The sequence below is a fragment of the Phycisphaeraceae bacterium genome, assembly GCA_040222855.1.
Classification (GTDB): Bacteria; Planctomycetota; Phycisphaerae; order Phycisphaerales; family Phycisphaeraceae; genus Mucisphaera.
In genome coordinates this window covers 891,369-916,425 of sequence record JAVKCD010000025.1, presented here as the reverse complement: position 1 = coordinate 916,425, position 25,057 = coordinate 891,369, and the positions used below count along the sequence as shown (strand labels likewise).

General features: G+C 61.8%; 21 protein-coding genes. 12 read left to right on the top strand and 9 right to left on the bottom strand.

Features of this window, described 5'->3' with window-relative positions; genetic code table 11:
* Window positions 1–29 precede the first annotated feature (29 nt).
* From RIG82_13700 to RIG82_13685, 4 genes are all read left to right on the top strand, one after another.
* Window positions 30–803, top strand: a complete 774-nt coding sequence (locus RIG82_13700) for a hypothetical protein (GenBank protein MEQ9461998.1) — start codon at window positions 30–32, stop codon at window positions 801–803.
* Between the two features lie 251 nt (window positions 804–1,054).
* Window positions 1,055–1,807 (top strand): PEP-CTERM sorting domain-containing protein, encoded by a 753-nt coding sequence (locus RIG82_13695; protein MEQ9461997.1) that lies wholly within the window; start codon window positions 1,055–1,057, stop codon window positions 1,805–1,807.
* Window positions 1,808–1,928: 121 nt separating this feature from the next.
* Window positions 1,929–4,064, top strand: coding sequence for an ATP-dependent DNA helicase RecG (locus RIG82_13690; protein MEQ9461996.1), 2,136 nt, complete (start codon window positions 1,929–1,931; stop codon window positions 4,062–4,064).
* 56 nt (window positions 4,065–4,120) lie between these two features.
* Window positions 4,121–6,820 (top strand): MMPL family transporter, encoded by a 2,700-nt coding sequence (locus RIG82_13685; protein ID MEQ9461995.1) that lies wholly within the window; start codon window positions 4,121–4,123, stop codon window positions 6,818–6,820.
* A gap of 30 nt (window positions 6,821–6,850) precedes the next feature.
* Here RIG82_13685 and RIG82_13680 read toward each other — a convergent pair whose 3' ends face one another.
* The 3 genes from RIG82_13680 to RIG82_13670 all read right to left on the bottom strand — a co-directional run bounded on the left by RIG82_13680 (window position 6,851) and on the right by RIG82_13670 (window position 9,035).
* Window positions 6,851–7,312, bottom strand: a complete 462-nt coding sequence (locus RIG82_13680; GenBank protein MEQ9461994.1) for a nucleoside deaminase — start codon at window positions 7,310–7,312, stop codon at window positions 6,851–6,853.
* Window positions 7,309–8,070, bottom strand: coding sequence for a phosphatidylserine decarboxylase (locus RIG82_13675; GenBank protein ID MEQ9461993.1), 762 nt, complete (start codon window positions 8,068–8,070; stop codon window positions 7,309–7,311). The genes RIG82_13680 and RIG82_13675 overlap by 4 nt, the downstream gene beginning before the upstream one ends.
* Window positions 8,071–8,135: 65 nt before the next feature.
* A complete protein-coding gene (locus RIG82_13670; GenBank protein ID MEQ9461992.1) occupies window positions 8,136–9,035 on the bottom strand; it encodes a helix-turn-helix domain-containing protein in 900 nt (299 codons plus the stop codon).
* A gap of 143 nt (window positions 9,036–9,178) precedes the next feature.
* Here RIG82_13670 and RIG82_13665 point away from each other — a divergent pair, with 143 nt between their 5' ends.
* Window positions 9,179–9,970 carry a metallophosphoesterase gene (locus tag RIG82_13665; GenBank protein ID MEQ9461991.1) on the top strand — a complete coding sequence of 264 codons (792 nt, stop codon included), beginning with the start codon at window positions 9,179–9,181 and terminating at the stop codon, window positions 9,968–9,970.
* Window positions 9,971–10,158: 188 nt separating this feature from the next.
* Here the strand turns inward: RIG82_13665 and RIG82_13660 are convergent, their stop codons facing one another.
* Window positions 10,159–11,688, bottom strand: coding sequence for a YifB family Mg chelatase-like AAA ATPase (locus RIG82_13660; GenBank protein MEQ9461990.1), 1,530 nt, complete (start codon window positions 11,686–11,688; stop codon window positions 10,159–10,161).
* Window positions 11,689–11,808: 120 nt separating this feature from the next.
* Here RIG82_13660 and RIG82_13655 point away from each other — a divergent pair, with 120 nt between their 5' ends.
* Window positions 11,809–12,291 carry a hypothetical protein gene (locus RIG82_13655; protein ID MEQ9461989.1) on the top strand — a complete coding sequence of 161 codons (483 nt, stop codon included), beginning with the start codon at window positions 11,809–11,811 and terminating at the stop codon, window positions 12,289–12,291.
* A gap of 3 nt (window positions 12,292–12,294) precedes the next feature.
* On the top strand, window positions 12,295–12,783 hold the full coding sequence (locus RIG82_13650) for a hypothetical protein (protein MEQ9461988.1): 489 nt from the start codon (window positions 12,295–12,297) through the stop codon (window positions 12,781–12,783).
* A 7-nt stretch (window positions 12,784–12,790) separates the two neighbouring features.
* On the opposite strand, the gene RIG82_13645 is transcribed toward RIG82_13650, so the two are convergent.
* Genes RIG82_13645 through RIG82_13635 form a run of 3 tightly spaced genes read right to left on the bottom strand, consistent with a single transcriptional unit; the run spans window position 12,791 to window position 16,587 of the window.
* The gene (locus RIG82_13645; GenBank protein MEQ9461987.1) at window positions 12,791–13,942 is read right to left on the bottom strand and encodes a glycosyltransferase; all 1,152 of its coding nucleotides are present in this window, start codon (window positions 13,940–13,942) and stop codon (window positions 12,791–12,793) included.
* Between the two features lie 14 nt (window positions 13,943–13,956).
* Window positions 13,957–15,204: a radical SAM protein gene (locus RIG82_13640; protein MEQ9461986.1), complete on the bottom strand. Its 1,248-nt coding sequence runs from the start codon at window positions 15,202–15,204 to the stop codon at window positions 13,957–13,959.
* Window positions 15,205–15,207: 3 nt separating this feature from the next.
* Window positions 15,208–16,587: an O-antigen ligase family protein gene (locus RIG82_13635; GenBank protein ID MEQ9461985.1), complete on the bottom strand. Its 1,380-nt coding sequence runs from the start codon at window positions 16,585–16,587 to the stop codon at window positions 15,208–15,210.
* 216 nt (window positions 16,588–16,803) lie between these two features.
* Here RIG82_13635 and RIG82_13630 point away from each other — a divergent pair, with 216 nt between their 5' ends.
* Together RIG82_13630 and RIG82_13625 are read left to right on the top strand one after the other, a co-directional pair.
* A complete protein-coding gene (locus RIG82_13630; protein MEQ9461984.1) occupies window positions 16,804–17,877 on the top strand; it encodes a hypothetical protein in 1,074 nt (357 codons plus the stop codon).
* Between the two features lie 7 nt (window positions 17,878–17,884).
* Complete coding sequence (locus RIG82_13625) at window positions 17,885–18,784, top strand: sulfotransferase (protein ID MEQ9461983.1); 900 nt, start codon at window positions 17,885–17,887, stop codon at window positions 18,782–18,784.
* Here RIG82_13625 and RIG82_13620 read toward each other — a convergent pair whose 3' ends face one another.
* Window positions 18,785–19,735, bottom strand: coding sequence for a hypothetical protein (locus RIG82_13620; protein MEQ9461982.1), 951 nt, complete (start codon window positions 19,733–19,735; stop codon window positions 18,785–18,787). It abuts the gene before it with no gap.
* Between the two features lie 62 nt (window positions 19,736–19,797).
* A complete protein-coding gene (locus RIG82_13615; protein ID MEQ9461981.1) occupies window positions 19,798–20,988 on the bottom strand; it encodes an aminotransferase class V-fold PLP-dependent enzyme in 1,191 nt (396 codons plus the stop codon).
* Window positions 20,989–21,102: 114 nt separating this feature from the next.
* Here RIG82_13615 and RIG82_13610 point away from each other — a divergent pair, with 114 nt between their 5' ends.
* From RIG82_13610 to RIG82_13600, 3 genes are all read left to right on the top strand, one after another.
* A complete protein-coding gene (locus RIG82_13610; GenBank protein MEQ9461980.1) occupies window positions 21,103–22,737 on the top strand; it encodes a hypothetical protein in 1,635 nt (544 codons plus the stop codon).
* Between the two features lie 29 nt (window positions 22,738–22,766).
* Window positions 22,767–23,732: a hypothetical protein gene (locus RIG82_13605; protein MEQ9461979.1), complete on the top strand. Its 966-nt coding sequence runs from the start codon at window positions 22,767–22,769 to the stop codon at window positions 23,730–23,732.
* A 120-nt stretch (window positions 23,733–23,852) separates the two neighbouring features.
* Window positions 23,853–25,055 carry an aminotransferase class I/II-fold pyridoxal phosphate-dependent enzyme gene (locus RIG82_13600; protein MEQ9461978.1) on the top strand — a complete coding sequence of 401 codons (1,203 nt, stop codon included), beginning with the start codon at window positions 23,853–23,855 and terminating at the stop codon, window positions 25,053–25,055.
* The last annotated feature ends 2 nt before the right edge of the window (window positions 25,056–25,057 follow it).

The window sequence follows — 25,057 nt, the reverse complement described above, 5'->3', positions numbered from 1 at the left end:
TGCCATAAAGGCGCGGGAGAACTAGAATCATGAATAAAATGACCTTTGGAATGAGCATCGTGGCCGGTCTTGCTGTTGCTGGAAATGCATGGGCAGCAGGCCAGAACTACGGTAGCTTCGTCGGCGCGAACGTGACCTACACGGATGTGACCGAGAACTCGACCACGGACCCGCTGCCGCTTTTTGGTGCTCCCACGGTTGTGGGCGACACAATGAGCTTCAGCCCCAACAACTATGAATCGTTCGCGAACGCCGGTGTCCCTGCGGACATCACGGATTCGCAGTTGTCGTTCACGCTCTCGACAAACGACAACGACACCAGCCTGACGATGTTTGAGCTGACGGAGACGGGCGATTACACGCTGATCGGCCCTCCCGGAAGCTTCGCTCAGGCGGTTATTTCGACGCCTGTGTTCTTTGACATCACGGGCGTTGACGGTGTTGAGGTCGATGGACCCAGCGGCTCCTTCAACATGGTCATCGTTCCCGCGAGCGGTAACTTTGTCCTGCCGGGCACGGGTGGCGTGATCACTGGCGTCATCTGGAGCGGTTCGATCCAGATCGACTTGCTTGGCGCCCTGGCGGGTACCGAGTTTGAGGGTCAGGGTGTGACCGAAGCCTACATCACGATTGATAACGTTCTAGCCTCGGCTGCCGCTGGCGGAGCTTCTTCCTTCATCAAGAAGAAGGAGACTGACGGCGTAGTCATCGAGATTACGACGATCGACCGTGGTGACATCCCTGAGCCGGCCACGGCGACCCTGCTCGCCCTCGGCCTCGCGGCGATCGCCCGTCGGTCGTAAAACAGCCAGTTTAGGCTAACTTACCTATTTTAAACCGCCCTATCAATCCTGATGGGGCGGTTTTATATCCAGAAGGCGCGTGGGGTTCTTTTTTGGCCGATCCTACTAGAAAATCGCTCGAAATGGCCCAATGCCGTTGCATCCGCCCTCATCATCCGTATACTAGTTATGACAGTCGCTGGCGGTGGATGGGCCAGTGATCTAGAACAGCACTCGAATATCCTGGCTTAGGCCAAGGAGGAGAGACCGAGATGACCTTGAATAAAATGACACTTACTGGATGCTTGGTGACGGTTGCCCTTGGTGGCAGCTTTGCTCAGGCTGCTTCTCTCAACTACGGCACGTTCGTCAGCGACGACGTGACCTTTGAGAATGTCACTGAGTCTTCCGGCACGGGTACGCTCCCGCTGCAGGGTGCCCCGGCGTCTGTCGCTCAGAACGCGATGACCTTCAACCCGACGACCTTCGAGTCTTCCTCGGTTGGTGCTCCGGGTGCTTCGATCATCGATAGCCAACTCCGCACGATCATCTCCTCGAACAGCAACAGTGTTGGCATTGTCAGCATTGATCTGTTCGAGACCGGCGACTACACGATCATCGGTGGTCCCGGGACTTTCGCCATCGCCAGTGTCTCCGCTCCTGTCTTCGTTGATATCATCGAGGTTGATGGCGTTGCCATCGATGGTCCTGAGCTTGCTACAAACCTGTTCATCACCCCTGGAAGCGGCGTTTACGACCTTGGCATTGACGGTGTCGGTGTCGGCGTGATCTGGAGTGGTGACCTAACCATTGACATCGTTGCTCTGGCCGCCAGCGCCAGCATCACGGGTAATGTGACAGGTGTTGAGTTGACCTTTGACAACACCCTCTCGACCTCGAACGGTAATGGTGCCGCCGCCTTCATCAAGAAGAAGCTGACCAAGATCGACGTCGAGATCGTTCCGGAGCCTGCTTCCGCAGCCCTCCTGAGCCTCGGCCTCGCTGGCCTGATGCGTCGTCGCTAAGACGGCCATCCCACTCGATCTCTCGCAGACCCACGGTTCATCCCGTGGGTCTGTTTTTTTATATGAGTGACGTAGGTGGCATTCGTCGAGCGTGATCGATGCAGCTGCTTATGATGGCCGCGTGAAGGCACCTGCTACGCAATCTGGTCCACGACTGGCGATGCCGATAGAGCAGGCTCCGGGGGTTTATCCGACACTCCTAGCGGGTTATCAGCGACTAGGCATTCGATCGGTCGCTGACCTGATCCGGCACTACCCGAGTCGGTATGAGACGAGGCCCGACCATACGGCCGTGGTTGACCTGGTCGGTGGTCAGCCTGGGGCGGCTGCGGGGATCGTCGCCCGGTCTCGATGGGTCTCTGGAGGTTGGGGGCGTAAGGGCCGCTTCGAGGCGGTTCTGGAGGACGATACGGGGGTGCTGCGGATGATCTGGTTCAACAGCCCGTTTCTGCGTGACAAGGTCCAGCCCGGTGTTCGGCTGACAGTGAACGGGAAGGTGCGTCGGGTCGATGGCATGGCTGAGATGGTGAATCCGCGATGGCGGGTCCTTGGCGAAGACGAAGCGCCTGAGCGTGCGGGTCCGCGGTTGCGGCCGATCTATCCGACGACGGAGGGACTGACCTCAGACCGGATCGCTGGCCATGTATCAAAGACCCTGGCGTGGGCACTGGAGCAGGTGGAGGACCCGCTGCCCGAGGGGCTTCGGAAGGATCAGAATCTCCCGACGCTGGCGCGGGCGTTTGAGATGATCCATACGCCTGATCAGGAAGATGATCATCTGGCCGCACGCAGGCGGCTGGCTTACAACGAACTACTGCTGGTTCAACTGGGTGTGCAGCTCAAGTGTGCGTTTATTCGCGATCACTACTCGGCTCCGAGTATTGAGTCGAGCGATCGAGTGGATCAGCGGATTCGTGATCGGATGCCATTCACGCTAACGGGGGCGCAGGACGAGGTGGTTGCGCAGATTGCTTCGGATATGGCTCGTGATCTGCCCATGAACCGGCTGCTGCAGGGAGACGTGGGCGCGGGCAAGACGCTGGTCGCGGTCTACGCCATGATGCTGGCGGCCTCCAAGGGCTGGTCGTCGGCGCTGATGGCCCCGACTGAGGTGTTGGCGATCCAGCATTATCAGCGGTTGGCTCAGACGCTAACGGGCGCGGACCTCCCGGTGCACCTGGTGACGGCGGGCATGGAGGTGCCAGCTCTGACGGCTGACCGGCCCAGGCTGCTTGTGGGGACTCAGGCGCTGCTGAACCGTGAGGGTCTGACGGAGCGCATCGCGCTGGTCATCATTGACGAGCAGCATCGGTTCGGTGTTAGGCAGCGTGGTCAGCTCAGGCAGACGGAGGCGGGGTCTGCGCCAGCGACAGTGTTTAAGAAGCATCACCGGCCTCATCAGTTGGTGATGACGGCGACGCCGATCCCGCGGACGTTGGCATTGACTCTCTTTGGTGACCTTGATGTCTCGACCATCCGTGAGGCTCCTCAGGGGCGACGGCCGATCCAGACCAAGGTCAGTTCGCCGGAGCAGATGGATCATGTCCTGGCGGACGTGATCGAACGGGCAAGGGCTGGTGAGCCTGGGTTTGTTGTGCTGCCAACGATCGATGATCGGGGTGAGACGGATGACGATGAGGAGACGGTGTTGGGGGTTGAGGCGCGGGCGCGGCAACTGATGAACAGCCCGCTGGGGGAGTTTGGAGTCGAGATGGTGCACGGGCGGATGCCTGCGGATCAGCGGCAGCGTGCGATGACCGCGTTCGGATCGGGCCGGAGCAAGGTGCTGGTGGCCACGACGGTGATCGAGGTTGGCGTCGATGTGCCGGATGCGGGGTGGATGGTCATTGAGCAGGCCGAGCGGTTTGGGTTGGCGCAGCTTCATCAGTTGCGTGGTCGCATTGGCCGGATCGCAGGGGACACGCCTTGTGTGTGTCACCTGATTAGCCGTCCGACGACGGACCAGGCGGTGCAGCGGATGGCGGCGATCGTGAAATCGACCAACGGCTTCGAGATCGCGGAGCTGGACTTGCAGATCCGAGGGATGGGTGAGTTTTACGGTACCCGTCAGGCGGGGGCGTCGCCCTTGCGGATGGCGCGGCTGCCAGAGGACGAGCCGTTGCTGCGACTGGCGGGGCGGGATGCCAAAGGGATCATCAAGGATGATCCACGGCTGATGCGGCCGGAGCACCGGCTGATCCGCCGTGTGCTCGAACTGCAACTGGGCGAGTCGATCGACCTGATCGACATCGGTTGATGATCGCGCATCACTGACGCCCCACCGCCGGCCTCGCCCCGGCTACCATCGCCCTTATGCACGACCGCCTGCGTGATCGCCTGCTCACGGCACTGGCCCGCTGGTCCTTTCGTCATCGACGACTGAATCTTTCGGTCTGCGCGGGGCTGGCGCTCGTCGCGATTGTGTTCTCGGTGATGACGCTGGGGTTCCAGTCGGATCGCAATGCGCTGATCTCCGATCGACTCGACTGGAATCAGCGGTTTCTGGCCTGGCAGGAGGCATTCAATCCGGGTGGGGACCTGCTGATCGTGGTGGACGCTGCGGGCAGCAACGGGGAAGTGAGTGAGCGATCTCGTGCGAGAGCGCAAGCCGCCATGGATGCGCTCGGTGCCGCGTTGCTAGTGCACGAGGAGACCTCGACGGCACGATGGCGACTCGATACGGCTGATCTGAGCCCAAGGCTGCTTCGGATTGCACCGGTGCAGGAGTTTACTGCGGGGCTGGCGGGGCTTGACGCCGGGCTGGCGTTTCTTGGGATCAGGTCACTCGATGAGATGCTCACGGTGTCGATAGCTGGTGACGCTGAGGAGCAAGGTGCGATCGCAGCCACGCTCTTTGGTCTTGTGCTGAATCGGTTCTCGAAGGATGCGGACGATTCGATTGATTTTGCGCGGGATTTGGGTGCGAGCCTGACTGGGCCGGCGACGTATCTGGCGACGGAGAATGGTCGTCTGTTGTTGATGCCCGTCCGTCCGGCGCGATCGAATGAGACGGTGGAGCCGTACGAGGCGGCGATGCGGATCATTCATGAGGAGATCGACCGGGTTCGCGTGAGTCATCCTGGCGTCGAGTTGGGTTTGACCGGGATCGAGGCGATCGAATCGGACGAGACGGCGGCGGCGGTACGTGATGCGACGCTGTCGAGTCTGGTCGCGGCGGGGCTGATTTTGTTGGTGTTGTTTCTGAGTTATCGCGGGCTGGCGATCCCGCTGACGCTCGCGGCTACGCTGACGGTGGCGATGGCGTGGACGTTTGCCTTTACATCGTTGGCGGTGGGGCATCTGCAGGTGATCAGCGTGGTGTTCGCGGCGATCCTGCTGGGACTGGGGGCGGATTTTGGGGTGCATGTGATCGGGTCGCTGGCGCGTCGGCTGCCTAAGGGCATCACCATCGGTGAGGGGCGGTATGAGCGGGCGGTGATCTCGGCGTATCGCACGGCGGGTCCGGGATTGGTGACGGGGGCGGTGACGACGGCGTGCGCGTTCGGGACCACCATGCTGACCGACTTCACGGGTGTCGCGGAGATGGGGCTGATCGCGGGGGGGGGGGTGCTGCTCGCGGTGGTGGCGACGCTGGTCATGCTGCCGGGGTTGCTGTGGCTGTGCCGGCATCAACTGGCAGGGTTATCGCGGTCGAGTACCGGCCGGGCGACGCAGCGGATTAACCAGCGCCGGCCTACGACGGCGTGGGTGGTGACTGGGGTTGGCGTGCTGCTGCTGGGTGGGGCGGGTTTGCTGGTGAGTGAGAAGTCCCGGTTTGATTATGACCTGCTCAAGCTGCTGCCGGTCGGGGTTGAATCCGTGATCTGGCAGAACCGGATCGTGCGGGATGGGGAGCGGACGGTGTGGTATGGCGTGTCGATCGCTGACTCGCTGGAGGAGGCACGCGAGCGGGTTTGGGCGTTTCGTCGTCATGGGACGGGGAATCGATTTGGCGACTTGAGTGGGATCGCGATGCTGTTCCCGCCTGATGAAGAGCAGCGGATGGCGGCGCTGGCGGAGCGGCGTGAGCAAGTCTTGGCGGTCGATCCCGGCGTGTCGCTGCTGGCGGCGGATGATGAGGAGGCGTTTGCTCAGGTCGATCGGCTGATGAATGGGCTGATCGCGGGGGCAACGCTCGCGCAGTTGACCGGTGATGCTCGCTGGGCCGCGAGCCTGCTTGAGCGGGGGGATGAGTGGCAGCGGATCAGTCAACTCGGAGAGGCAGATCGCGATGCGGGTATCGAGGCGCTGCGGGGGGATGTGGGGCGGTGGCGATCGGATGTGTTGTCGATGCTGCGAGCTGCGACCGATCCTGACCCGCTGGGTGTGGAAGAGTTGCCGGATTTGCTGGTGGCGACCGCGGTTTCGGAGGAGCAGCCAGCGCGGTACGCGATCGAGGTGTATCCGCGGCTTCCTGAAGGGATTGATAACCCCCTTGACCCGGAGTTTTTGCCAGCGTTTATTGGGGATCTTCGTGGTGTTGATCCTGAGGCCACTGGGGTGATTGTCCAGGTGTATGAGTCCGGACGGCTGATTCAGCGGGCGTATCTGTTCGCGGGGTTGGTGTCGTTTGTGCTGGTGCTGAGTGTGGTTGCGATTGATTTCTGGTCGTTGGTTTATGCCGTGATGGCGATGGTGCCTGTGCTGGTGGGGATGGTGCTTGGTGCGGCGGCGTTGGTGTTGCTGGATCAGCCGTTGACGCCTGCGAGTGTGATCGGGTTGCCGCTGCTGTTTGGTGTTGGGGTGGACTCGGGAGTGCACCTGCTGCATCGGTATCGGCTGCACCCGCGGGTGCGCTGGCCGGGGCTGACCGACGGCACGGGGTGGTCGGTGGCGTTGACGGGTTCGCTGACGTTGATTGGTTTTGCCAGTCTGTTGCTAGCGTCGCATCGTGGGATGGCGGGGCTTGGGCTGGTGATGACGCTGGGGATCGGGTTTACGTTGCTCGCGTGTTTTACGGTGGTGCCGGCGATTCTGCGGTTGATTACGCCTGTGCGCATGAGGGGCAAGTAGCGTTTTTTGTGTTTCTTCGGGTCGATGAGGCTATCGGCGGGCGCGGAAGAAGGCCTGGAGGCGTTGGATGGCCTCTGAATCCATCACGTTGGGGATAACTTCGAGCTGGTGGTTGAATCTGGGGTCATCGCAAAGGCTTGAAAGTGTGCGCACGCAGCCCATTTTGGGGTCATCAGCTCCGTAGACGACTCGATCAAGCCTTGAGTTGACGAGCGCTCCGGCGCACATGGGGCAGGGTTCGAGGGTGACGGCGATGGAGCAGCCGATGAGTCGCCAGTGGCCGATTGACTTGGCGGCCTGGCGGAGGGCGATGATCTCGGCGTGGGCGGTGGGGTCGGCGTCGGTTTCGCGGAGGTTGTGGGCGGTGGCGAGGACCTGGTCCCCGCGATAGACGACGGCTCCGATGGGGACTTCGCTCATCTCGGCGGCGCGGTCGGCGGCGTCGAGTGCGAGGCGCATCATCTGTAGGTCGGTCTGGGTTGGCGTGGTCACCCCGGCTGGCTCGGGGTCAGGGTTGGGTCGGGTAGGTTGAGCTGCTGATGAGGCTCAGGTGATTGGTGATCGGAGGGCGGCGTCGGTTCGGAAGTCTGCTGGTTCATCGGGACGAGGGTTGCGGTGACGGGCTGGTCGCGGCGGGGCTCGGCGATGATGGATTCGCCAGCGCGGACCGTGGCTCCGGTTTCGAGCATCATGCGGTAGCTTGATTCGGTGGGGAGGTAGACCTCGACGGTGGAGCCGAGCAGGATGGTGCCGAGTCGTTGTCCGCGTTGGAGGGTGTCGCCTTGCTGGGCGAAGAGGCGGATGGTGCGGGCGAACTGTCCGGCGATGAGGCGGACGACGGCGACGGTTTCCTGCCGGGTGGGATGGAGCAGGGTGACGGTGACGGATTCGTTTTCTTCGATCGACCTGGGATTGAGTGCGGAGATGTGTCGGCCGGGTTGGTGGCGGACCGAATCGATGCGGCCGTAGCAGGGCATGCGGATGATGTGGACATCGGTGAGGGAGAGGAAGGTGCGGATGCAGACGGCGCTGCCGTCGAAGGCTTCGAGTTCTTCGACTGGGTGGATGGAGCTGATGGTGCCGTCGGAGGCTGAGACCACGACGCCGCGCTGGGAGGGTGGGCTGCGGTCGGGGTCGCGGAATGAGACAAGGATGAGGGTTCCGGCGATGAGAGTGATGGCGAGAGCCCACCACCAGAGCATGAAGCCAGCGGCGGTGGCGAGTAGCAGCGTGGTGACAGCGGCTGTCACCCATTCCCGTTGGGTATGAGCACCGAGCATGAGTGGGTCATCCTGACCAGATCAGGGTCGTGATTTTAGCCGCGACCGCCGAGGACCATCCCGATCACGCCAAAGAGGACCCATGCGATGAAGAGCCCGCCTAGCCAGATGCCGTAGAACATGGCGCTGGACATCATGGAGACGGTGATGGGGCTGCTGCTGCCAGCCCATACGGGGACGATGACGAGGAGTGCGACGACGAGGGTGACGATGACGCCAAAGAGGCTCCCGCTGAGGAAGTCTTCGCCACGGGTGCTTCCACCGCCTGAGGAGGCTGCTGCGAGTGCGCCGAGTTCCATGTCGCCGGCCTGTGGTTCGACGGCGGAGACTTCGCCGAGGGCACCGAATCCGCCGGAGTCCATGGTGGTGGTCATGGCGGTACCGGACCCGCTGGCGCCGGGTCCGAACATTCCGCTGCCTTCAGCGGTCTGGATGGAGGTGTCGCCGGCGTCGGAGCCGGGGTAGATCTCGTCGAGGAGTTCGGCACCGAGGCTGGTGTCGTCGGATTCGTTGGTGAGGTCGAGGAGACCGGAGCCGGAGGATGATCCGGAGGGTTCGAGGTTGAGGTCGTCGCCGAGGTCGGAGTCGGTTAACTGGGTCTGTGCGAGGGGATCGGCTTCGTTGACTTCTCCGCCTTCGAAGACGTTGACGCCTGAGCCTGAGCCGGCGTTGGAGTCTCCGCTGCCGATGACCGAGTCTTCGAGTCCGATGCCGGCGGAGGTGTCGGCGAGGGCGATGGGTCCGCCTGAGGCGTCGGCTCCTTCGTCGAGGTCGGTCTCGTTGGCCATGGCGTCGATCTGGTCGCGTTTGAACATGAGCTTGTCGCGGTCGCGGAACTGCTGGATCTGGCCTGAGCCGGCCATGTCCTTGATCTTGTCCGGGGCCACGCCCAGCTTCGCCGCGGCTTCTTCGAGCGTGTAAAACATCTTGGCCATGCCGGTTTAACCTCCGCAAGGGGGGATCGGAAACAGTTCTCCGTATAAGGATAAGCCGGGTGGTGAGGCCCGACAAGGAACCTTTTTTGGTGGCTGGCGTTAGTCTGGTGGATTCGAGCCCTATTTCCTCATCGGAGCGACTCTTGCCCCCTGGATCCGGCCTTCTTGACGCTTGCGAGCTAGCCCTGCCGACTCTGCCGGAGTCGCTGGACGGGCTGAGGATCGCCCACTTGTCGGACCTGCATATCCGGCGGCCTCGGGATCGGCATCGGACGATTCTGGATCGGCTGACGCGGCTGCGGCTGGACCTGATCGTCTACACGGGCGATTACATGTCTCATGTCGGGGATGAGGACGCGGCGGCGGAGGTGATGAGCCGGTTGGTGTCGTCGCTGAAGCCTCGGTACGGGCAGTTCGGGGTGTTCGGGAATCACGACACGTTTGATCTGGCTGAGCGGCTGGCGGGTCTGCCGATCACCTGGCTGCGGAACCGGTCGGTGTATCTGGGGGCGCTGGGGATCGAGGTGTTTGGTCTCGACGGGATCACCAACTCGGGTCTGGACGCGGTGGCGGTGGCGCTGGATCGTGAGCCGGAGCGGAAACCCGCGGTGCGTTTGGGGCTGGTGCACAACCCGTCGCACGCTCCGGCGGTGGCGGACCTGGGGGCGGACCTGATCTTCTGCGGGCACACGCACGGGGGGCAGTGTCGGCCGCACCCGGGGTATGCGCTGCTGAACTCGTGTGACCTGCCGAAGTCGCTGACGTCGGGGTTGCTCCGTCATCGGGAGAGTCAGATCGCGATCTCGCGGGGGCTGGGTGAGATCGCGTTGCCGCTGCGGACGTTCTGCCCGCCACATATCCCGGTGTACACACTGAGGCGGCGGTCGCTGCCAGGGGTGGGGACGGATTCGATGCGGTTGTTGAGGTGGTGGTGAGTCAGTTGTTTATGTAAACATCAAAGTCGCTGTAACCATTACTTACATCTGCATCAACATCAATGCTTCCGGTGAGTCGAATCATGGGTATTTTGTTGAGCAGATCACGGTTTTCTCTGACATCACTGGCGGTAATGGTCTTTTCCGGACATGCAGTCAAAGACTAGCGACTCATGAATATCCATGTTTCATCTCCCCGCGTGGACAAGGCCTTTTCTGTCGAGGAGGCGGTATTGGATGGCTTCGGCGATGTGGTGGGGTTCGACGGTCTCGGAGGTTTCGAGGTCGGCGATGGTTCGGGCGACGCGGCGGATGCGGTCGTAGGCTCGGGCTGAGAGGCCGAGTTCGGTCATGGCCTGTTTGAGGAGTTCCATGGCGGGGGGTTCGAGGTGGGCGTGGCGGTCGAGGTCTTTGCCGGGGAGGGCGGCGTTGGGGCGGAGTCTGCCGTTGCGCTGGTGCTGGAGGTTGCGGGCGGTGAGGACTTGGTGGCGCATGGTGTCGGTGTCGGTGCCGGTGCGTTTTCCGGTGAGTTCGCCGAAGGGCACGGGCGGGACTTCGACGTGGAGGTCGACGCGGTCGAGGAGGGGGCCGGAGATGCGGCCGAGGTAGCGTTTCATGGCTTGTTCGCCGGCGAAGGAGTCGGGGGTTCCGCCAGCGGGTGTGGGGTTCATGGCGGCGAGGAGCATGAATCGAGCGGGGAATCGGATGGAGGCGTTGACGCGGGTGATGGTGACGACGCCGTCTTCGAGGGGTTGTCGGAGGGTTTCGAGGACGGGCCGGGGGAACTCGGCGGCTTCGTCGAGGAAGAGGACGCCATGGTGGGCGAGGGAGATCTCCCCGGGTCGCGGGACGGTTCCGCCGCCGACGAGGGCGACGCCTGAGGCGGTGTGGTGGGGGGTGCGGACGGGTCGGCGGGTGACGAGGGACTGGCCTGCGGGGATCTGGCCGACGGCGGAGTAGATGCGGGTGATTTCGAGGGCTTCCTCGCGGGTGAGGGGTGGGAGGATGCCGGGCAGGGCCTTGGACATCATGGATTTGCCGGTGCCGGCGGGTCCGAGCATGAGGAGGTTGTGGGCTCCAGCGGCGGCGACGGTCATGGCGCGTTTGGCGGCTTCCTGGCCTTTGATCTCGGCGAAATCGACGGCGGGGGTGGCGCGGCCGAGGAGGGTTTCGATGTCGACGGCGGGTTCGGGTTCGATCTCGTGGATGTCATTAAGGAAGGAGACGACGGAGGCGAGGGAGTCGGCGGGGTAGACGGGGACTCCGCCGGCGGCGGCGGCTTCGCGGGCGTTTTCGGCGGGGACGATGACGCCTTGCATGCCGAGTTTTTCGGCGAGGATGGCGAGGTTGATGGCCCCGGAGATGCGGCGGACGCGGCCGTCGAGGGCGAGTTCGCCGGCGACCATGAGGGAGCGGTGCTTGCGGCCGGTGATGACCCCGCCGGCGAGGAGAAGGCCGAGGGCCATGGGCAGGTCGTAGGCGGGGCCTTCCTTGCGGATGTGGGCGGGGGCGAGGTTGACGAGGAGTCGGGCGACGGGGAAGGGGTAGCCGGAGTTGTTGATGGCGGCGCGGACGCGTTCGAGGGATTCCTTGACGGCGGCGTCGGGGAGTCCGACGATGATGGTCTTGGGGAGTCCTTCCTCGGCGACATCGACCTCGACTTCGCAGGGGAGGGGGTCGATGCCTTGGAGGACGAAGGAGTGGAGTTGGGCGAGCATAAAAGCAAGAATAAAGTAACAACACTATTAAATCAACTTAGCCCGTAGAAATGCGATCGTTGCATTGCACTGGCATAATCTGGGTCTCACATGGATGCATACAGATTCGAGAATAGGGCATTGATTCCGCGCGACAGCGATCGTTTGCCAGATCTTCCAGCAGAGTGTCGTCTTGAGTTTCGATTGCAGCCAGCGCAATACTTTGGCGCATCAACACGCGGCGGAACGCTTGCCTATCAGAGTAAAGCCGCCAGCTGTAGCTACCATGACTTAACTGGATGCTATGAGTCTGAATTAAATGAAGAGTGGTTTAAAGAAGTTCGTTTAGATCTATCTGTTTACGGAGCATCATTCTCACTAAAAGGTAATAAGCTAATAGTTAGATTCAAGTCAACCTCATACGAGCAGATTCATCAATATTGCAACGCAATTTACTACTACTTGACTCAAATTATGTCAATTAGATCACCTCAGGCTGTTTATGCAGATGAATTTAGCGGGTATCTAAACGATACAGAGTTTGGTTGGGGCGTACATCCGTTTACAATGAATCTCCTTATCACCACGAGAGAAGAGCATGTCTGTTCGATCCAAGATTCATGAAAGATGCTTGAGATAACAACTATGCCTGGATACGAGAGACTGTCGAATGTTGTGGCATACCTCCATACAGCAAAGAGATTAATGGATTGCAGGAAGTCGCCGTCTGAATTTCTGGCTGAAGTAATTATCCAGTACTGCAAAATACTAGACGTCTTGTTTCTTATCGATAGTAGTCATGGATCCGCAGAATCAGCTCGTATTGGCCTCGAAGAAATGGGGTATAATGAAGAAATTGAAAAGTACTTTATACCAGCTATATACCTAAGAAATCAATCGGGTGCAGCGCATATTAATATTGCAAGATTCTCTGCTTCAGACAGGCGGGCGATTCAAGAATACTGTAAAGGGGCTCTCTACCACTTCTCAAAGCTCGTGGAGAAATGTCTTTCTGAAAGCCCCGAGCGATTTCGTTTAGATCGACCAGTTGAGATCCGAAAGGAGCTCAGGAGAACTATTGATGCGATCCATGTGAACTTTGGGTCACAACAATGATGGTCTATCAGGCTGCGAGCTTATTTGATCGTCCCAGCAGCCCGTCGTAGATCGTGATGACCTTGCGCATGCGGTGGTCGAAGGTGAAGTGGTCTTCGATTCGGTGGCGGGCGGTGCGGGCCAGCGCGGCGCGGGCGTCGGGGTTGGTGAGGAGGGGTGTGAGGCGGTCGGGCCAGGTTTCGGGGGGGGTGTTGAGGAGGAGGCCGGCGTTGCCGTGGTCGAGGAGGTCGGGGACCCCCCCCACCGAGGTTGCTGCGACGGGCACGCCGAGGGCCATGGCTTCGAGGAGGGCGTTGGGGAGGCCTTCCATGTCGGAGGGGAGCAGGAGGAGGTCCATGGCTTCCATCTGTTTGGCGGGGTGGGTGGACCAGCCCTGGAACATGACCCCCCCCACGCCTAAAGCTCGTGCTTGCTCCTCAAGCGCCTGGCGTTCGGGGCCGTCACCGATGATTCTTAACTCGGCGTCGTGGCCGGCTTGTTGGAGTTGTGCGAGGAGGGTGATGGAGCGGTCGATTCGTTTTTCGCCGGAAAGCCGGGCGACGGTACCGAGGACCAGGCGGTTCTTGGGGATGCCGAGGTCGGCTTTGGCCTGTTCGGTCGTGCGGGTGCGGGTGAAGCGGTCGAGTTCGATGGCGTTGGGGACGTAGGTGATGCGGTCGGGGGCGACGCCGGCGCGTTGGGCGGGTTCGACAAGGTCGGGGCTGACGGCGAGGACGTGGTCGTAGCCGCGGAGGCACTGGCGGCCGATTTCGTAGTAGAGCTGGGCCTTGCGGTCGGCGTGGACGTAGCCGTGGAGGGTGGAGACGAGGCGCATCGGGAGGACGGACTTGATCATGAGTCCGATGGCTTCGGATTTGTAATCGTGGGCGTGCCAGACTTTGACGCCCAGGTCGTGGCAGAGTTGGGCAAGTCGGAAGGTGGTGGAGACATCGAGGGCGCCGCGGTCGGGGATGGGGAAGACCGAGGCTTTTGCGGTGCGGGCGTGGCCGAGGATGGTGAGGATGCCGTCGTGTTCGGGGGGGTGGATGTAGGCGGCGGCGGCGCGGTAGCCGGCGGCCTTGAGGTAGCTCATGGAGCGGAGGATGGTTTTGTCGGGGCCTCCGCCGTGGTCGGCGAGGACGCGGACGTGGAGGACGGTGGGGCGGTTGGAGAGTCGCATCGCGTCCTTCTTGGTCAGAGCATGAAGCCGGGGCAGGTGGCGCAGGCGTTGCCCTCGGCGTCGTCGCCGGTGACTTTCTTTGTGAAGCTGCGTCGTGCGGCGCGGTAGCGTGGGCCGTTCCAGACCTTGGAGAAGCCCTGGTCGAAGACGTTGCCCATGTCCTCGACGGGATCGAAGGACCCGCAGCAGGTGACGACTTCGCCGTCCCAGTTAATGACGGATTGTCGCCAGGGCCAGTCGCAGTTGAAGATCTTGTCGCCGTTGAAGCGGTCCTCGTCGAGGGGTTTGCCATCGAGGAGGTCGCGGTAGGGTTCGAGGGCGTACTCGTCTTCTTCGGGGAGCCACTTTTGGATGTGGGAGCGGATGCGGGTCTCGAGCAGGTCGTCGTCGAGACCCAGGGGCACGAGCTGCTGGTCGCGGGACTGGAAGCGGATGTTGAGGGAGGGCGTGGAGAAGACGGCCTTGCAGCCGAGTTCATCGGCGAGTTTCTGGAAGGCGGCGCGTTCGTGCTGGTTGTATTTGGTGACGACGAAGTTGAGCTGGAGGTAGGGGGTTTTGGAGCCCATGGCGTCGCGGGTTTTGATGATGTGGCGGACCTTGTCGACGGTGTCGGCGAGGGACTTGCCGGGCTGGTAGATCGCGAAGGTTTCCTGGGTGGCTGCGTGGAGGGAGCAGGTCATCAGGTCGAGGCCGGACTCGACGAGTTTGGTGGCCTGGTCTTTGGTTTCGCCTTTTTTGGGGTCGATCTTGAAGGCGTGGAGGTTGGAGCTGATGTAGGTCCACACGCCGCGATCGTGGGCGTAGCGGATCATGTCGTAGATGTCGGGGACGATCAGGGGGTCGCCCCACATCGAGAGGTCGAGTGTGGTGAGGTGCCACTTGAGTTCGTCGACGAGTTTCTTGTACTTGACGGTGTTCATCTTGCCCTTGTCGCGGCCTTCGAGGCCGATGCCGGTGGGGCAGAGCTGGCACTTGGTGTTGCAGATGTTGGTGGACTCGATCTTCATCCGGTAGGGGCGTCCCCAGACAACCTCGGTTTTGAGCTTGAACTGGAGCTCGACTAGAGCCATGTTGATGAGTTTGGCAAAGGTGTAGTACCGATGGTTGCGGTAGAGGTGGTAGACACCTTTGGCGAAGATGTCGATGCCCGCGCCGACGGCACCGAGGACGCGCCATGTCTTGCGGAGGCGCTGCCGCCAGGCGCCGGTGCGCTTGACGATCCGTGCGAGTCCTGCGTCGAGGTCAATCGCGATGGCGGTCATGGATCAGGCTCCGCGCAGCCGGAGGTTGCCCGGCCAGGGTTCGTTGAGGGGTTTGTTGATGATTTCGGGTTGTGGCGTCTGAGCCTTGGCTTGCCGAGCTGATGCAAGTCTGTTTTCGAGTGCGACGGGCGCGACAGCTCCCAGCGCGATCAGGAGCCAGGCGAACTCGAAGACTTCGAGTGAGAGGAAGACCCCGCCTACGAGGAACATGACGAGGCTGCCCTGCAAGCCGATGCAGATCGATGACGATTGCTGGAGTTCGCACTGGACCCTCTTATCGAGGGATGGATCGCGAGAGGTGATCTCAGCGCGTTTGGCGGTGCGGCCAAGGTTTCGGAAGGCGATGAACGCGATGGCGAGGTATAGCGCCAGAGCGGGGATTCCGGAGTCGGCGGCGATCTGGAGGTACTGGTTGTGCACGGTTCGCTCGACCATCGCGGTGCCGTAGTTCTGCATGAGCATGGGCGAGTTTCGGATGCCCGTGCCCAATAGAGGGTGATCCATGGCGATGGCCCAGGCAGCGGACCATGTCACGAAGCGTGACTGTGCTGATGAGTCGGTCTCGTAGTCCTGGACGGACAAGAACTCGGTCCGGATCTCGGGACCGGCCATCACGGCGAGGGCGAAGACCAAGGCGGTGCCGACACCGGCGGCCTGCCAGCGAGGCGTGTGCTTCCAAGCCAGCCAGGCGAGTCCAGCGCAGCCCGCGAGCATGGCACCACGCGAGTAGCTGAGCATGGTGGCGTGGAGCATCAGCAGGCCAGCGCCGGCAGCCAGCAGTCGTAGCCAGAGGCGGCTTGGCCCGCCAGCGCCCATGACGAACGCGTAGGCGAGGGGCACGCCCATGGCCATCATCAGGCCTGCGCCGTTGTTATCCAGACCGGCGTAGCCGTGATGGAAGATGTCGAGTCGGTAGCCCTCGAAGAAGTAGAAACTGTTAAAGGTGTAGGCGACGTACCCCACGGTGATCAGGATCATGAAGCCCATCACACGGAGTTGCCAGAGACGATCGATGACGAGCATGGCCAGCAGGGCGACGAGCAGGACCTTGGCGTATTCGGTGCCCCAGGTCTGAGCACGATTGACGTCGTAGGCGGTGAGTGTGCCCATCACCAGGAGCAGGCTAAAGCCCAGGAGGCAGAGGAGCATGGGTGTCAGCCGTGCTCGGGTGAAGATGCCTGAGAGATGCACGAGCACGCTGAGGAACAGGAGCCCTGCGGCGACCAACGACCAGCGGATGTCCATGGGCAGGGCCCAGTTCCAGAGGGCCTGGGGCCGCATCACGGCGAATCCGTAGTAGAGCAGTAGCGGCCAGAACGGCGAGACCATTCCGGCCATCGCCGTGAGGAGCACGAGCAGACTCATCAACAGGAACTGCTTCACGATCGCCCTTTCAGGCTTGGGGCCGGTGCTGCGGCACACGCGCAGCCAAGGCCCCTACAACCCGAATCGTCGGCACGATCCGCTTAGCCCTTAACGTCCAATCCGCTTGCCCGGTCTACCTTCACAGGGCCGTGATTACCGGTCCCTTGATGAGCGGTTGTCCGGGAGGGTCCTGCTGAGTCGATGGGATCGACACACCCGGTTAGCGAGACCTTCATGCCACCTCATCTCGTCACCCCACTGGCTCAGCGGGTCCGATGGACTGCCACGCGGGCTGCACTGCGGCCGCTGATTCGTTGGAAGCCGATCGATGCGCCTCGACTGGGCTACTCGATGATCATCGGGGTGACGCGGCCGCTGGCCCCGCTGCTGAACCTTCAGCTGCAACTGATCGACGCCCAGAACCGGTCCGGCCTCGAAGACATCATCCTAGTTTTTGATACCTCGTTGTCGAAGGTGCGATCGACGCTGGAGCCGTTGGTCGAGCGGTTTGCTCATCTACCGCTTCGCCTGGTGGGTTACAACCCGATTCAGGCGGCGGCGCTTCACGGGATCGGCTGGTCCAAGTGTTTTTCGTGGGCATCATGGTGCCTTGGGCTTGCGCGGGTGCAGAGTCGGCACGCCATGCTCCACGACTTCGACGCGTTTCTTCTCGATCCGGAGTTTCTGGCGCAGCGGCATCGGCTGATCCGTGAGAGCGATACTCAGTTCCTGGGCGTGGAGCGTTACAGTCACCCGCCCGTCCTGGCGTCTGATGGTCTGGTCGGCACCTGGGAGATGATGTTCGATGCGGCGTGGGTTCGCCGCAACGCGCGGCCGATCGATGTCTTCAATCAGCGATCACGGCTGTATGACCGAACGGTTGATCTCGACACGTTCCACGCTCTTCAGGCGCGTGCGGTCACCGATCTGGTGCCGGTCGAATCCGGGGCGATCGTTCATGCCACGCAGATGATCTGTCAGAGCCAGCAGCTACTTCGGAGTCCGGATTACACGGCTCCGGCGAACATGACGACCCCGCTCATCCCGTTTCTGCTTGAGGCTTCGGGTGTTTCCGGAAGCCTTGAAGCTGCTGACATCGTGGATCAGCATGCCACGATTCTTGGCCGCCGGGTTCGTCTATTGAATCTCTCCGCTGACCGAGTGAACGGTCTGAGGTCGATGGCGACGGCGATCGACAGCACCTTGCGGGGGGGCTTGCGGCCTGAGGCGGAAGCCTATTTTGACAGGCTTCACCAGCTCGCGAGTTCCCTGGAACCACATCGGGAGTCGGTTGCCCTGGCGGCCTGATCCCGCGATGACTAATTTCGACACTAATCCAACTTGCCGGATCGAGACGCAGTTCCGTTTGCCAGATTTTTTGATCATCGGTGCGGCCAAGTCCGGGACAACGACGCTCTGGCATCTGCTGGGCCAGCATCCTGAGGTCTTCCTGCCGAGGGTGAAGGAGCCTTGGTTTTTCTCGCATCACCACGAGCGTGGTCTGGGGTGGTACGCCGACCTGTTCTCGGAGGCTCCTGCTGGTTCGATCTGCGGGGAAGCGTCGGTCACCTACACGATGCGTTCGAGTTATCCCGGCGTCGCCGAGCGCATTGCTGAGACATTGCCCGAGGCGAAGCTGATTTATATCGTGCGCCATCCGTTGCAGCAGATCGAGTCGATGTTCTTTCAGCGGCGCAAGGTGTCCGGGAAGCAGGTCCCGCACGAGTTCAATCGCGCGATCCATCGTTGTTCTTATCTGATCGATGGGGCCTGCTACGCTCGGCAGCTGGACCCGTATCGTCGCTACGTTGATGACGATCGGGTTCTGCTGTTGCTGCTGGACGACCTGGAAGCCAAGCCTAGGGAAACGCTGGCGAGGACGCTTGCTTTTCTTGGTGTTGATCCTGAGTTTTCGCCGCCCGATGATCGTCCGCGCAATGTCTCGGTGCGTCACACGGTGGACACGCATACGGCGTCTTTTCTGCGACGTCTTCCGGGTTTTCGTTGGGTTGCTGATCACACGCCGAGGTCGATGATTCGTGCGGCGCGATCGATCCTCAAGCAGCCGATTAACGAGCGTCCGGGATGGACCCGCGAGACCTACACTCGTGTTCTGACCGCGGTCCGTCCGGAGGCACAGGAAGTCCTGCGGCGTCTGGGTCGTCCGGAATCAACCTGGGACCTGTCAGCCAACAGCATCCGGTTGATTGATTAATCAGACGGGGGTTGGTCTTTGCCGGGAGGGGTAGGTGTTGCGTTTTCGCCAGGCGTTCCAGCGATCACCCGGCAGGCGTGACCAGACACGGGAGAAGTAACCCAGCCGATCAAGGGGTCGAGCCCCAGCGAGCCGGTAGTTCAGGAACGTTGACCGCATCGGCATGAACGGGTGTAGTCCCGAGCCTGCCCAGTGCAGCAGCATGACACGCTGGCCTTCCGCCGTCGATCGCCGATCTTTCATGCGATACGAGCCCATGCGGTCCTGGTAGACCATGCGTTTGTGGAGCGGCCGATGGCTCTGCGCGTACTCCGGCAAGAGGTCGGCGACTGCTTTTGGTCGTAGCCCGCCCCGATCGACGCAGTAGTTCGGTACGGATTGATCATAGCCCGGGTACATCTCATCGCGGAGGGTCAGGGCCTCTCGTGTCAGTTCATCGATGCGTTCGATGCATAGTGCATTGCGCCCAACCGCCCAGGCTCCGGAGTTAAACAAGCCTGATCCGTATTCGGCTTCCATCTTCTCGATGAACGACCAGGTGTTGTAGACCCAGTTGCGGCTCTGATCGAAGTATGAGAACTGGCAGTTTTGTTCCGCCATGGCTGTCGTGAGCCGTGTCAGGTCGTCAAGGACGACGACGTCGGCGTCGAGGAAAACATTGACATCGCAAGGGCCGAAGAAGGCCGCGAGTTTTTTGAAGTTCCGCACAAACCGGTGTTCGCCGAACAGGCGGCCGATCCGTTCGAGTTCGGCCAGCCGTGGATCGTCCATGACCTCGAAGTCGTAACGCGCTTGCGCAGTGAGTAGTCGATCGATGTCGTCTTTGTATGGGATCAGCACCTTGCGGACGCTGGGGCTGTTGGCCTTGAGGCTTTCGAGCAGGGCGATGGCCCAGTCGTAGACGCCATCGCTGGCGAGGAAGCAGACGGAGGTGGTGGGTTGGTGCGCCACGCTCTGTTTATCGACCAGAGGCTCGCGGGGCTCGACGAACGGGGCTTGTCCCGAGAATCCGTTTAGGCGACGACGCCCGCTCGCTTCTCAGCCAGCTCGAAGAGGGCATCGCAGGCGTATTTCACGTCCTGGACCGATAAATATGGCCCGAAGCTGAGTCGTGTCGTCCCGCCCAACTCGTGGGTCCCGACGGTCTGGTGCGCGAGGGGGGCGCAATGGATACCCGATCGGGTCAGGACCCCGTAGCGCTCTTCGAGTGCATCCGAGAGCGATTGTGGCTGGTTGTAGCCGTCCACGCGGACGCTAAAGACCCCGCATCGCTTGGCAACGCCTCGTGGGCCGTAGACATGGACGCCTGAGGTCTCTGCGGCGCTGAGGCCCTCGACCATGACGCTGACCAGTGACTGCTCGTGAGCCCAGAGGTTTGCCACGCCCTTTGAGAGCAGCCAGGCCACGCCTTCGGATAGGCCGATGAGTCCGATGGCGTTGTGGCTGCCGGGCTCGTACTTGTCGGGCATGAACTCCGGCTGGACGTCCAGTTCTGAGACCGATCCGGTCCCGCCCTCGCGCACGGTGCGCAGGACTTTTTCGAGACCGGGCCGGATGTAGAGCCCGCCTGTGCCAAGCGGGCCGAGCAGACCCTTGTGGCCGGGGAAGGCGAGCAGGTCGATGCAGTCGGCCTGCACGTCGATCGGCAGGTGGCCCACGGTCTGGGCGGCATCGACGAGGAGTGGGACCGCTAGCTCGCGGCAGAGTTTGCCGATCACTCCGATTGGCTGAACGGTTCCGGTCACGTTCGAGCCATGGACGACGGCGACGAGTCTGGTGTTCTTACGCATCGCCTGGCGGATGTCTTCGGGATCGACCAGGCCCGTCATCGGATCGCAGGTCACGCGTGTCTGCTCGATCAGGCCATCGGCTTCGAGTCGGTTCAGGGGTCGGAGAACGGAGTTGTGATCCAGCCAGGTCGTGATGACGTGATCGCCCGATCTGACCATCCCGCGAATCCCGAGGTTCAAAGCGTCGGTCGTGTTGAGCGTGAAGACGATGTGGTCGGGGTTCTCGCCGTGGATCAACTGGTTGATCCTCTCCCGGCAGACGCGCATCAGTGCGCCCGCCTCCTGAGCCTCGGCGTAAGCTCCCCGTCCGGGACTCGCTCCGATCTGCGTCGCAAAGCGCGTCATCGCCTCGGCGACTGCGGGCGGCTTGGGGAAGCTGGTGGCGGCGTTGTCCATGTAAATCCGCTGGGTCACGATCGGTGGACCTCCTAGGCTGGGATTCTAGGCGATTCCAGAAGCCGGGCTTGTATCCGGCTTGGCCCAAGCAGATAATCAGTCCAGCTGGCGACACCTTTCAGGGGACCTCGAATGCTCTATCGATTCTTCGCCCTCGCCCTGATGGCCTCTCTGCTGATCGTTGGCCATGTGTCGGCGCAGACGATTAGCGTCCTCACGCCTGACGGGCGCCCCGCGGCCAACGCCTACGTCTTCCTGGCCTACTTTGATATCGATGAGAAACAGGTCGAGGCCGAACTTAAGCAACGCTACCGCGGCGCCAACATCCCCGAGCAGATGCTCGAGGACGAGCGCCAGCGGATGTTGAAGCCGAGCAACTTCAGGGTCTATCTCAGGGACGAAACCCTCCGTATGCAGTCACATGACATGGGTCAGATTCTGATCGAACTCGACCCGGACCGCCCCCCGGACCGCCACCGTTTCGCCTTGCCGGCTGAGTTGCCGGACTCCGGCTTCTGGGTTCTGGCTCGGACCGATGACGGCATCATCACCCAGTGGTCGACCGGGGCCGACGACCTAACACTCACGATCGAGCCGTGGGCTCGTGCGCATGTCGAGAATCGACTGTTCCCGGAGGGTTACGAGGTCGAGGGCATGTGGTTTACTTCGACCATCGACCATCAGGAATCCGGGGCACCGAGCGTCCTTCAGCTCCAGCAGCACATCGATCCCGTCACGCCGAGCGTCTTCCTCGCGGAGCGGCTTCCCAAAGGCCGGCTGCAGATGATGTCGGCGGTGCCTTCCCCCTTAGGGTCGACGGGTCACCTGTATGTCCTACCGGATCGACCGATGCTCGAGCCCGGCGGCTCGGTCGAGTTGACCGTCCGGCCTAAGCGGCCTGCCATGGGCCGACTGGAGTTCTCGAGTCCGCTGCCGGATGATGGCCGTTACCACACAAGCATGTACATCAGGTATCCTCCTCAGCAGCGCGACTCAGGCATCCCCGAGCACGTTCGCGCGATGGGTCTGGCAGAACGCCAGCAGTGGATGGCGACCGATGAGGGCAGGGCGTGGGTTGAGGCCCGCCAGCGCAACGCCAGCCAGTCGAGGCCGACTCGACACGTTCAGGTCTACTTACTCGATGAAGATGGCCATTTCTACATCCCCGATGCCGCGCCGGGTCAGGGAACGATGCACGCCTCCATCATGAGCTATGGCAGCGACCATCAGGAGCAACTGCTCAGCACCCAACTCGAGTTGACCATTCCCGATCACTCTTCCGACGGGGTTATCGACCTCGGCGTATTCCCGGTCGAGGTCGCCTCGACCCAGCCCAAGGTCGGCCCTGGCGACGAGGCTCCCGAGATCAATGCCTGGTACACCACGGGCACGCGTGGCAAGCTCTCGGATCATCGAGGCAAGTATGTTCTGATGACCTTCACGCACTCACACGACCGCACCTGTACGGAGTTGGATCAGGCCATGCTCAACGAGTGGAGAATCCCGAGGCGCTACCCCGATCTGGTCATCCTCAGTCTTGTCATCAACGAGGACAAGGGGAGTCGTCTGGGGTACGTCAGGAAGAACAAGATCCCCTGGCCCGAGCTGTTGCTTGGCGGGGTCCGTTTCACCAAGGCTGATGATGACTATGGCGTTCGTCGGTTTCCTTCGACCTGGATTGTTGATCCCGACGGTGTGATCCTCGCGGCCAATCTCAAGCCTGATCAGATTCTTGACGCCCTGGAAGAGCATCTTCCGATGCCGTAAACCTCTAACGAACGTGAAAAATGATGCCGATGCGCTATGTCTGGGTCCTTCTCTCGCTTGGCTTTCTCCCCGCGTGTCAGAGCGCGAGTCTGAGCCCTTTGGCGAGCGGCACTGGCAGCGTCCCGTCAAGGGATGGCAGGTCCAAGCTGGTCGCCTATGTCGCTGCGGAGCGGATCAGCGAGAGCCAGCTCTACGAGGCGATTCCGCCTGCGGATCGTGCGGCGGCACTCGCAGACCTCGTTCTTGAGCGGGGTATCACGACCCGGCTGCGGAACAACAATCTGAGTCTTACCTCCGCGACGCTCGACGCGGAGCGTCAGCGGCTGCTTGATGCGCTCTCTGACAATCCCGATGAGGCCGCCCGCCTGCTGGATGATCTTCGGGAGCGGCGAGGGCTTGATGCGTCTGGTTTTGAGGGATTGCTCCGTCGCTCGGCAGGTCTGCGGGCTCTGGTTGCTTCGGACGTGACGGTTTCTGATGAGGCGATTCAGCGGGCGTATGACCTGCGTTTTGGCGATCGCGTCCAGGCCCGACTCATCACCACGGACACGCTCGCCCAGGCTTCGGACGTGATGGAACAACTGGCCGAAGGGGTCAGCTTCGCTTCGCTCGCCGGAGAGTTTTCCACCGACCCTTCCGCAGCCCGGGGCGGGTTGCTTGAACCCCTCAGCCCGCTTGACCCCGCGTTGCCCGAAGCCATCCGCGCCGGATTGCGTGGTCTGCCGGGCCGACCTGCCGGTCTGTCCGACATCCTCGCCCTCGAAACCGGCTACGCCATCCTGCGCTTCGAGCGAACCGTCGAGACCGAACTCCAGCCTTTGGCGAGCGTTCGTGAGCAGCTCGCCGCAGAGGTCCGCGGTCGCGCCGAGAACCTGCGGATGCGCGAGCTGGCTCGTGTCATTCTCACCTCGACCGATGTCATCACCCTCGACCCGCGACTCACCGACGCTTGGCAACGCCAGCGGGAGCAGCTCACCAGCCTGCAACTGCCTTGACGACTTCTAGAACACCTCGCCCCGGCACACCGGCGCAGGCCGTGTTGTTGTCTACGCGCCCTGCTGGAAACATCCGATAGCGAACGAGTCACTACAATCCCTCCGACACCGGAGAAATCTATGGACATCCAGCCCGCAGACCGCATCCACCGTCTGCCGCCGTACATCCTTGGTCAGCTCAAATCGATGATTTATGAGCACCGCAAGGCGGGCGCTGACATCATCGATCTGAACATGGGCAATCCCTCCGATGCGCCCCCCGATGCTGTTGTGGACAAGATCCGCGAGGCGGTGACCGACCCGCGCAACTCGCGTTACTCAGCCTCCGCTGGCATCTACAACCTCCGCCGGGATATGGCCCTCAAGTACCAGCGGAACTGGGGCGTCGAGCTTGATCCCGACCACGAGGTCATCGCCACGATCGGCTCCAAAGAAGGCTTTAGCCATATGTGTCTGGCCTTGCTTGGGGCGGGTGACATCGCGGTCGTCGCCGACCCAGCGTTTCAGATTCATACCTACGCCGTGGTCCTGGCGGGGGGGTCTACGGTGACCGTGCCTCTCGGCAACGACCAGGCATTCCTTGATCGCATCCACAACGTCCTCGACACGCTGACGCCTCAGCCCAAGGTCGTGATCCTCAACTACCCGCACAACCCGACGACTCTGACGGTCGAGCCCGATTTCTTCGATCGCGTGGTCGAACTCGCCGAGCGACATCAGGTGATGGTCCTGCACGACTTCGCCTACGGCGAGACCACCTTCAACGGCTACAAAGCTCCGAGTTACCTCCAGGCCGCCAACGCCAAGGCGTATGGCGTCGAGTTCTCGACCCTCTCGAAGCCCTACAACATGGCTGGATGGCGTATCGGTTTTTGCTGCGGCAACGCCCAGATGATCAAGGCGCTCTCAACGATCAAGGGTTACTACGACTACGGCATTTTCCAAGCGGTGCAGATCGCGGCGATCATCGCCATGCGCTCGGGCGACGAGCACATCCAGAAGCAGAACGAGGTTTACGGCAAACGCCGTGACATCCTGGTCGCGGGCCTACGCAAGCTCGGCTGGCAAGTGGAGAGCCCGCGTGCCACGATGTTTGTCTGGGCCAAGGTCAATCCCGAGCATCTGGCCGCGTACAGCAACTCAACGAATGAACTGTGTCTGGCCATGGTTCACGATGCCGAGGTTGCGATGACCCCCGGTGCGGCATTCGGTCCGCGCGGTGAAGGCTACGTCCGACTCGCGCTTGTCGAGAACGAGCAGCGCATCAAGCAGGCCCTACGGCAGCTCACCAAGGCGTTGGCTCCGACCCCCATCAGTTACTGAAT

Bases quoted from the DNA above. Each gene is read 5' to 3' on its own strand.
- RIG82_13700 (MEQ9461998.1), top strand. From the start codon at position 30: ATGAATAAAATGACCTTTGGAATGAGCATCGTGGCCGGTCTTGCTGTT.
- RIG82_13695 (MEQ9461997.1), top strand. From the start codon at position 1,055: ATGACCTTGAATAAAATGACACTTACTGGATGCTTGGTGACGGTTGCC.
- RIG82_13685 (MEQ9461995.1), top strand. From the start codon at position 4,121: ATGCACGACCGCCTGCGTGATCGCCTGCTCACGGCACTGGCCCGCTGG.
- RIG82_13670 (MEQ9461992.1), bottom strand. From the start codon at position 9,035: ATGGCCAAGATGTTTTACACGCTCGAAGAAGCCGCGGCGAAGCTGGGC.
- RIG82_13660 (MEQ9461990.1), bottom strand. From the start codon at position 11,688: ATGCTCGCCCAACTCCACTCCTTCGTCCTCCAAGGCATCGACCCCCTC.
- RIG82_13650 (MEQ9461988.1), top strand. From the start codon at position 12,295: ATGCTTGAGATAACAACTATGCCTGGATACGAGAGACTGTCGAATGTT.
- RIG82_13645 (MEQ9461987.1), bottom strand. From the start codon at position 13,942: ATGCGACTCTCCAACCGCCCCACCGTCCTCCACGTCCGCGTCCTCGCC.
- RIG82_13640 (MEQ9461986.1), bottom strand. From the start codon at position 15,204: ATGACCGCCATCGCGATTGACCTCGACGCAGGACTCGCACGGATCGTC.
- RIG82_13630 (MEQ9461984.1), top strand. From the start codon at position 16,804: ATGCCACCTCATCTCGTCACCCCACTGGCTCAGCGGGTCCGATGGACT.
- RIG82_13625 (MEQ9461983.1), top strand. From the start codon at position 17,885: ATGACTAATTTCGACACTAATCCAACTTGCCGGATCGAGACGCAGTTC.
- RIG82_13610 (MEQ9461980.1), top strand. From the start codon at position 21,103: ATGCTCTATCGATTCTTCGCCCTCGCCCTGATGGCCTCTCTGCTGATC.
- RIG82_13605 (MEQ9461979.1), top strand. From the start codon at position 22,767: ATGCGCTATGTCTGGGTCCTTCTCTCGCTTGGCTTTCTCCCCGCGTGT.
- RIG82_13600 (MEQ9461978.1), top strand. From the start codon at position 23,853: ATGGACATCCAGCCCGCAGACCGCATCCACCGTCTGCCGCCGTACATC.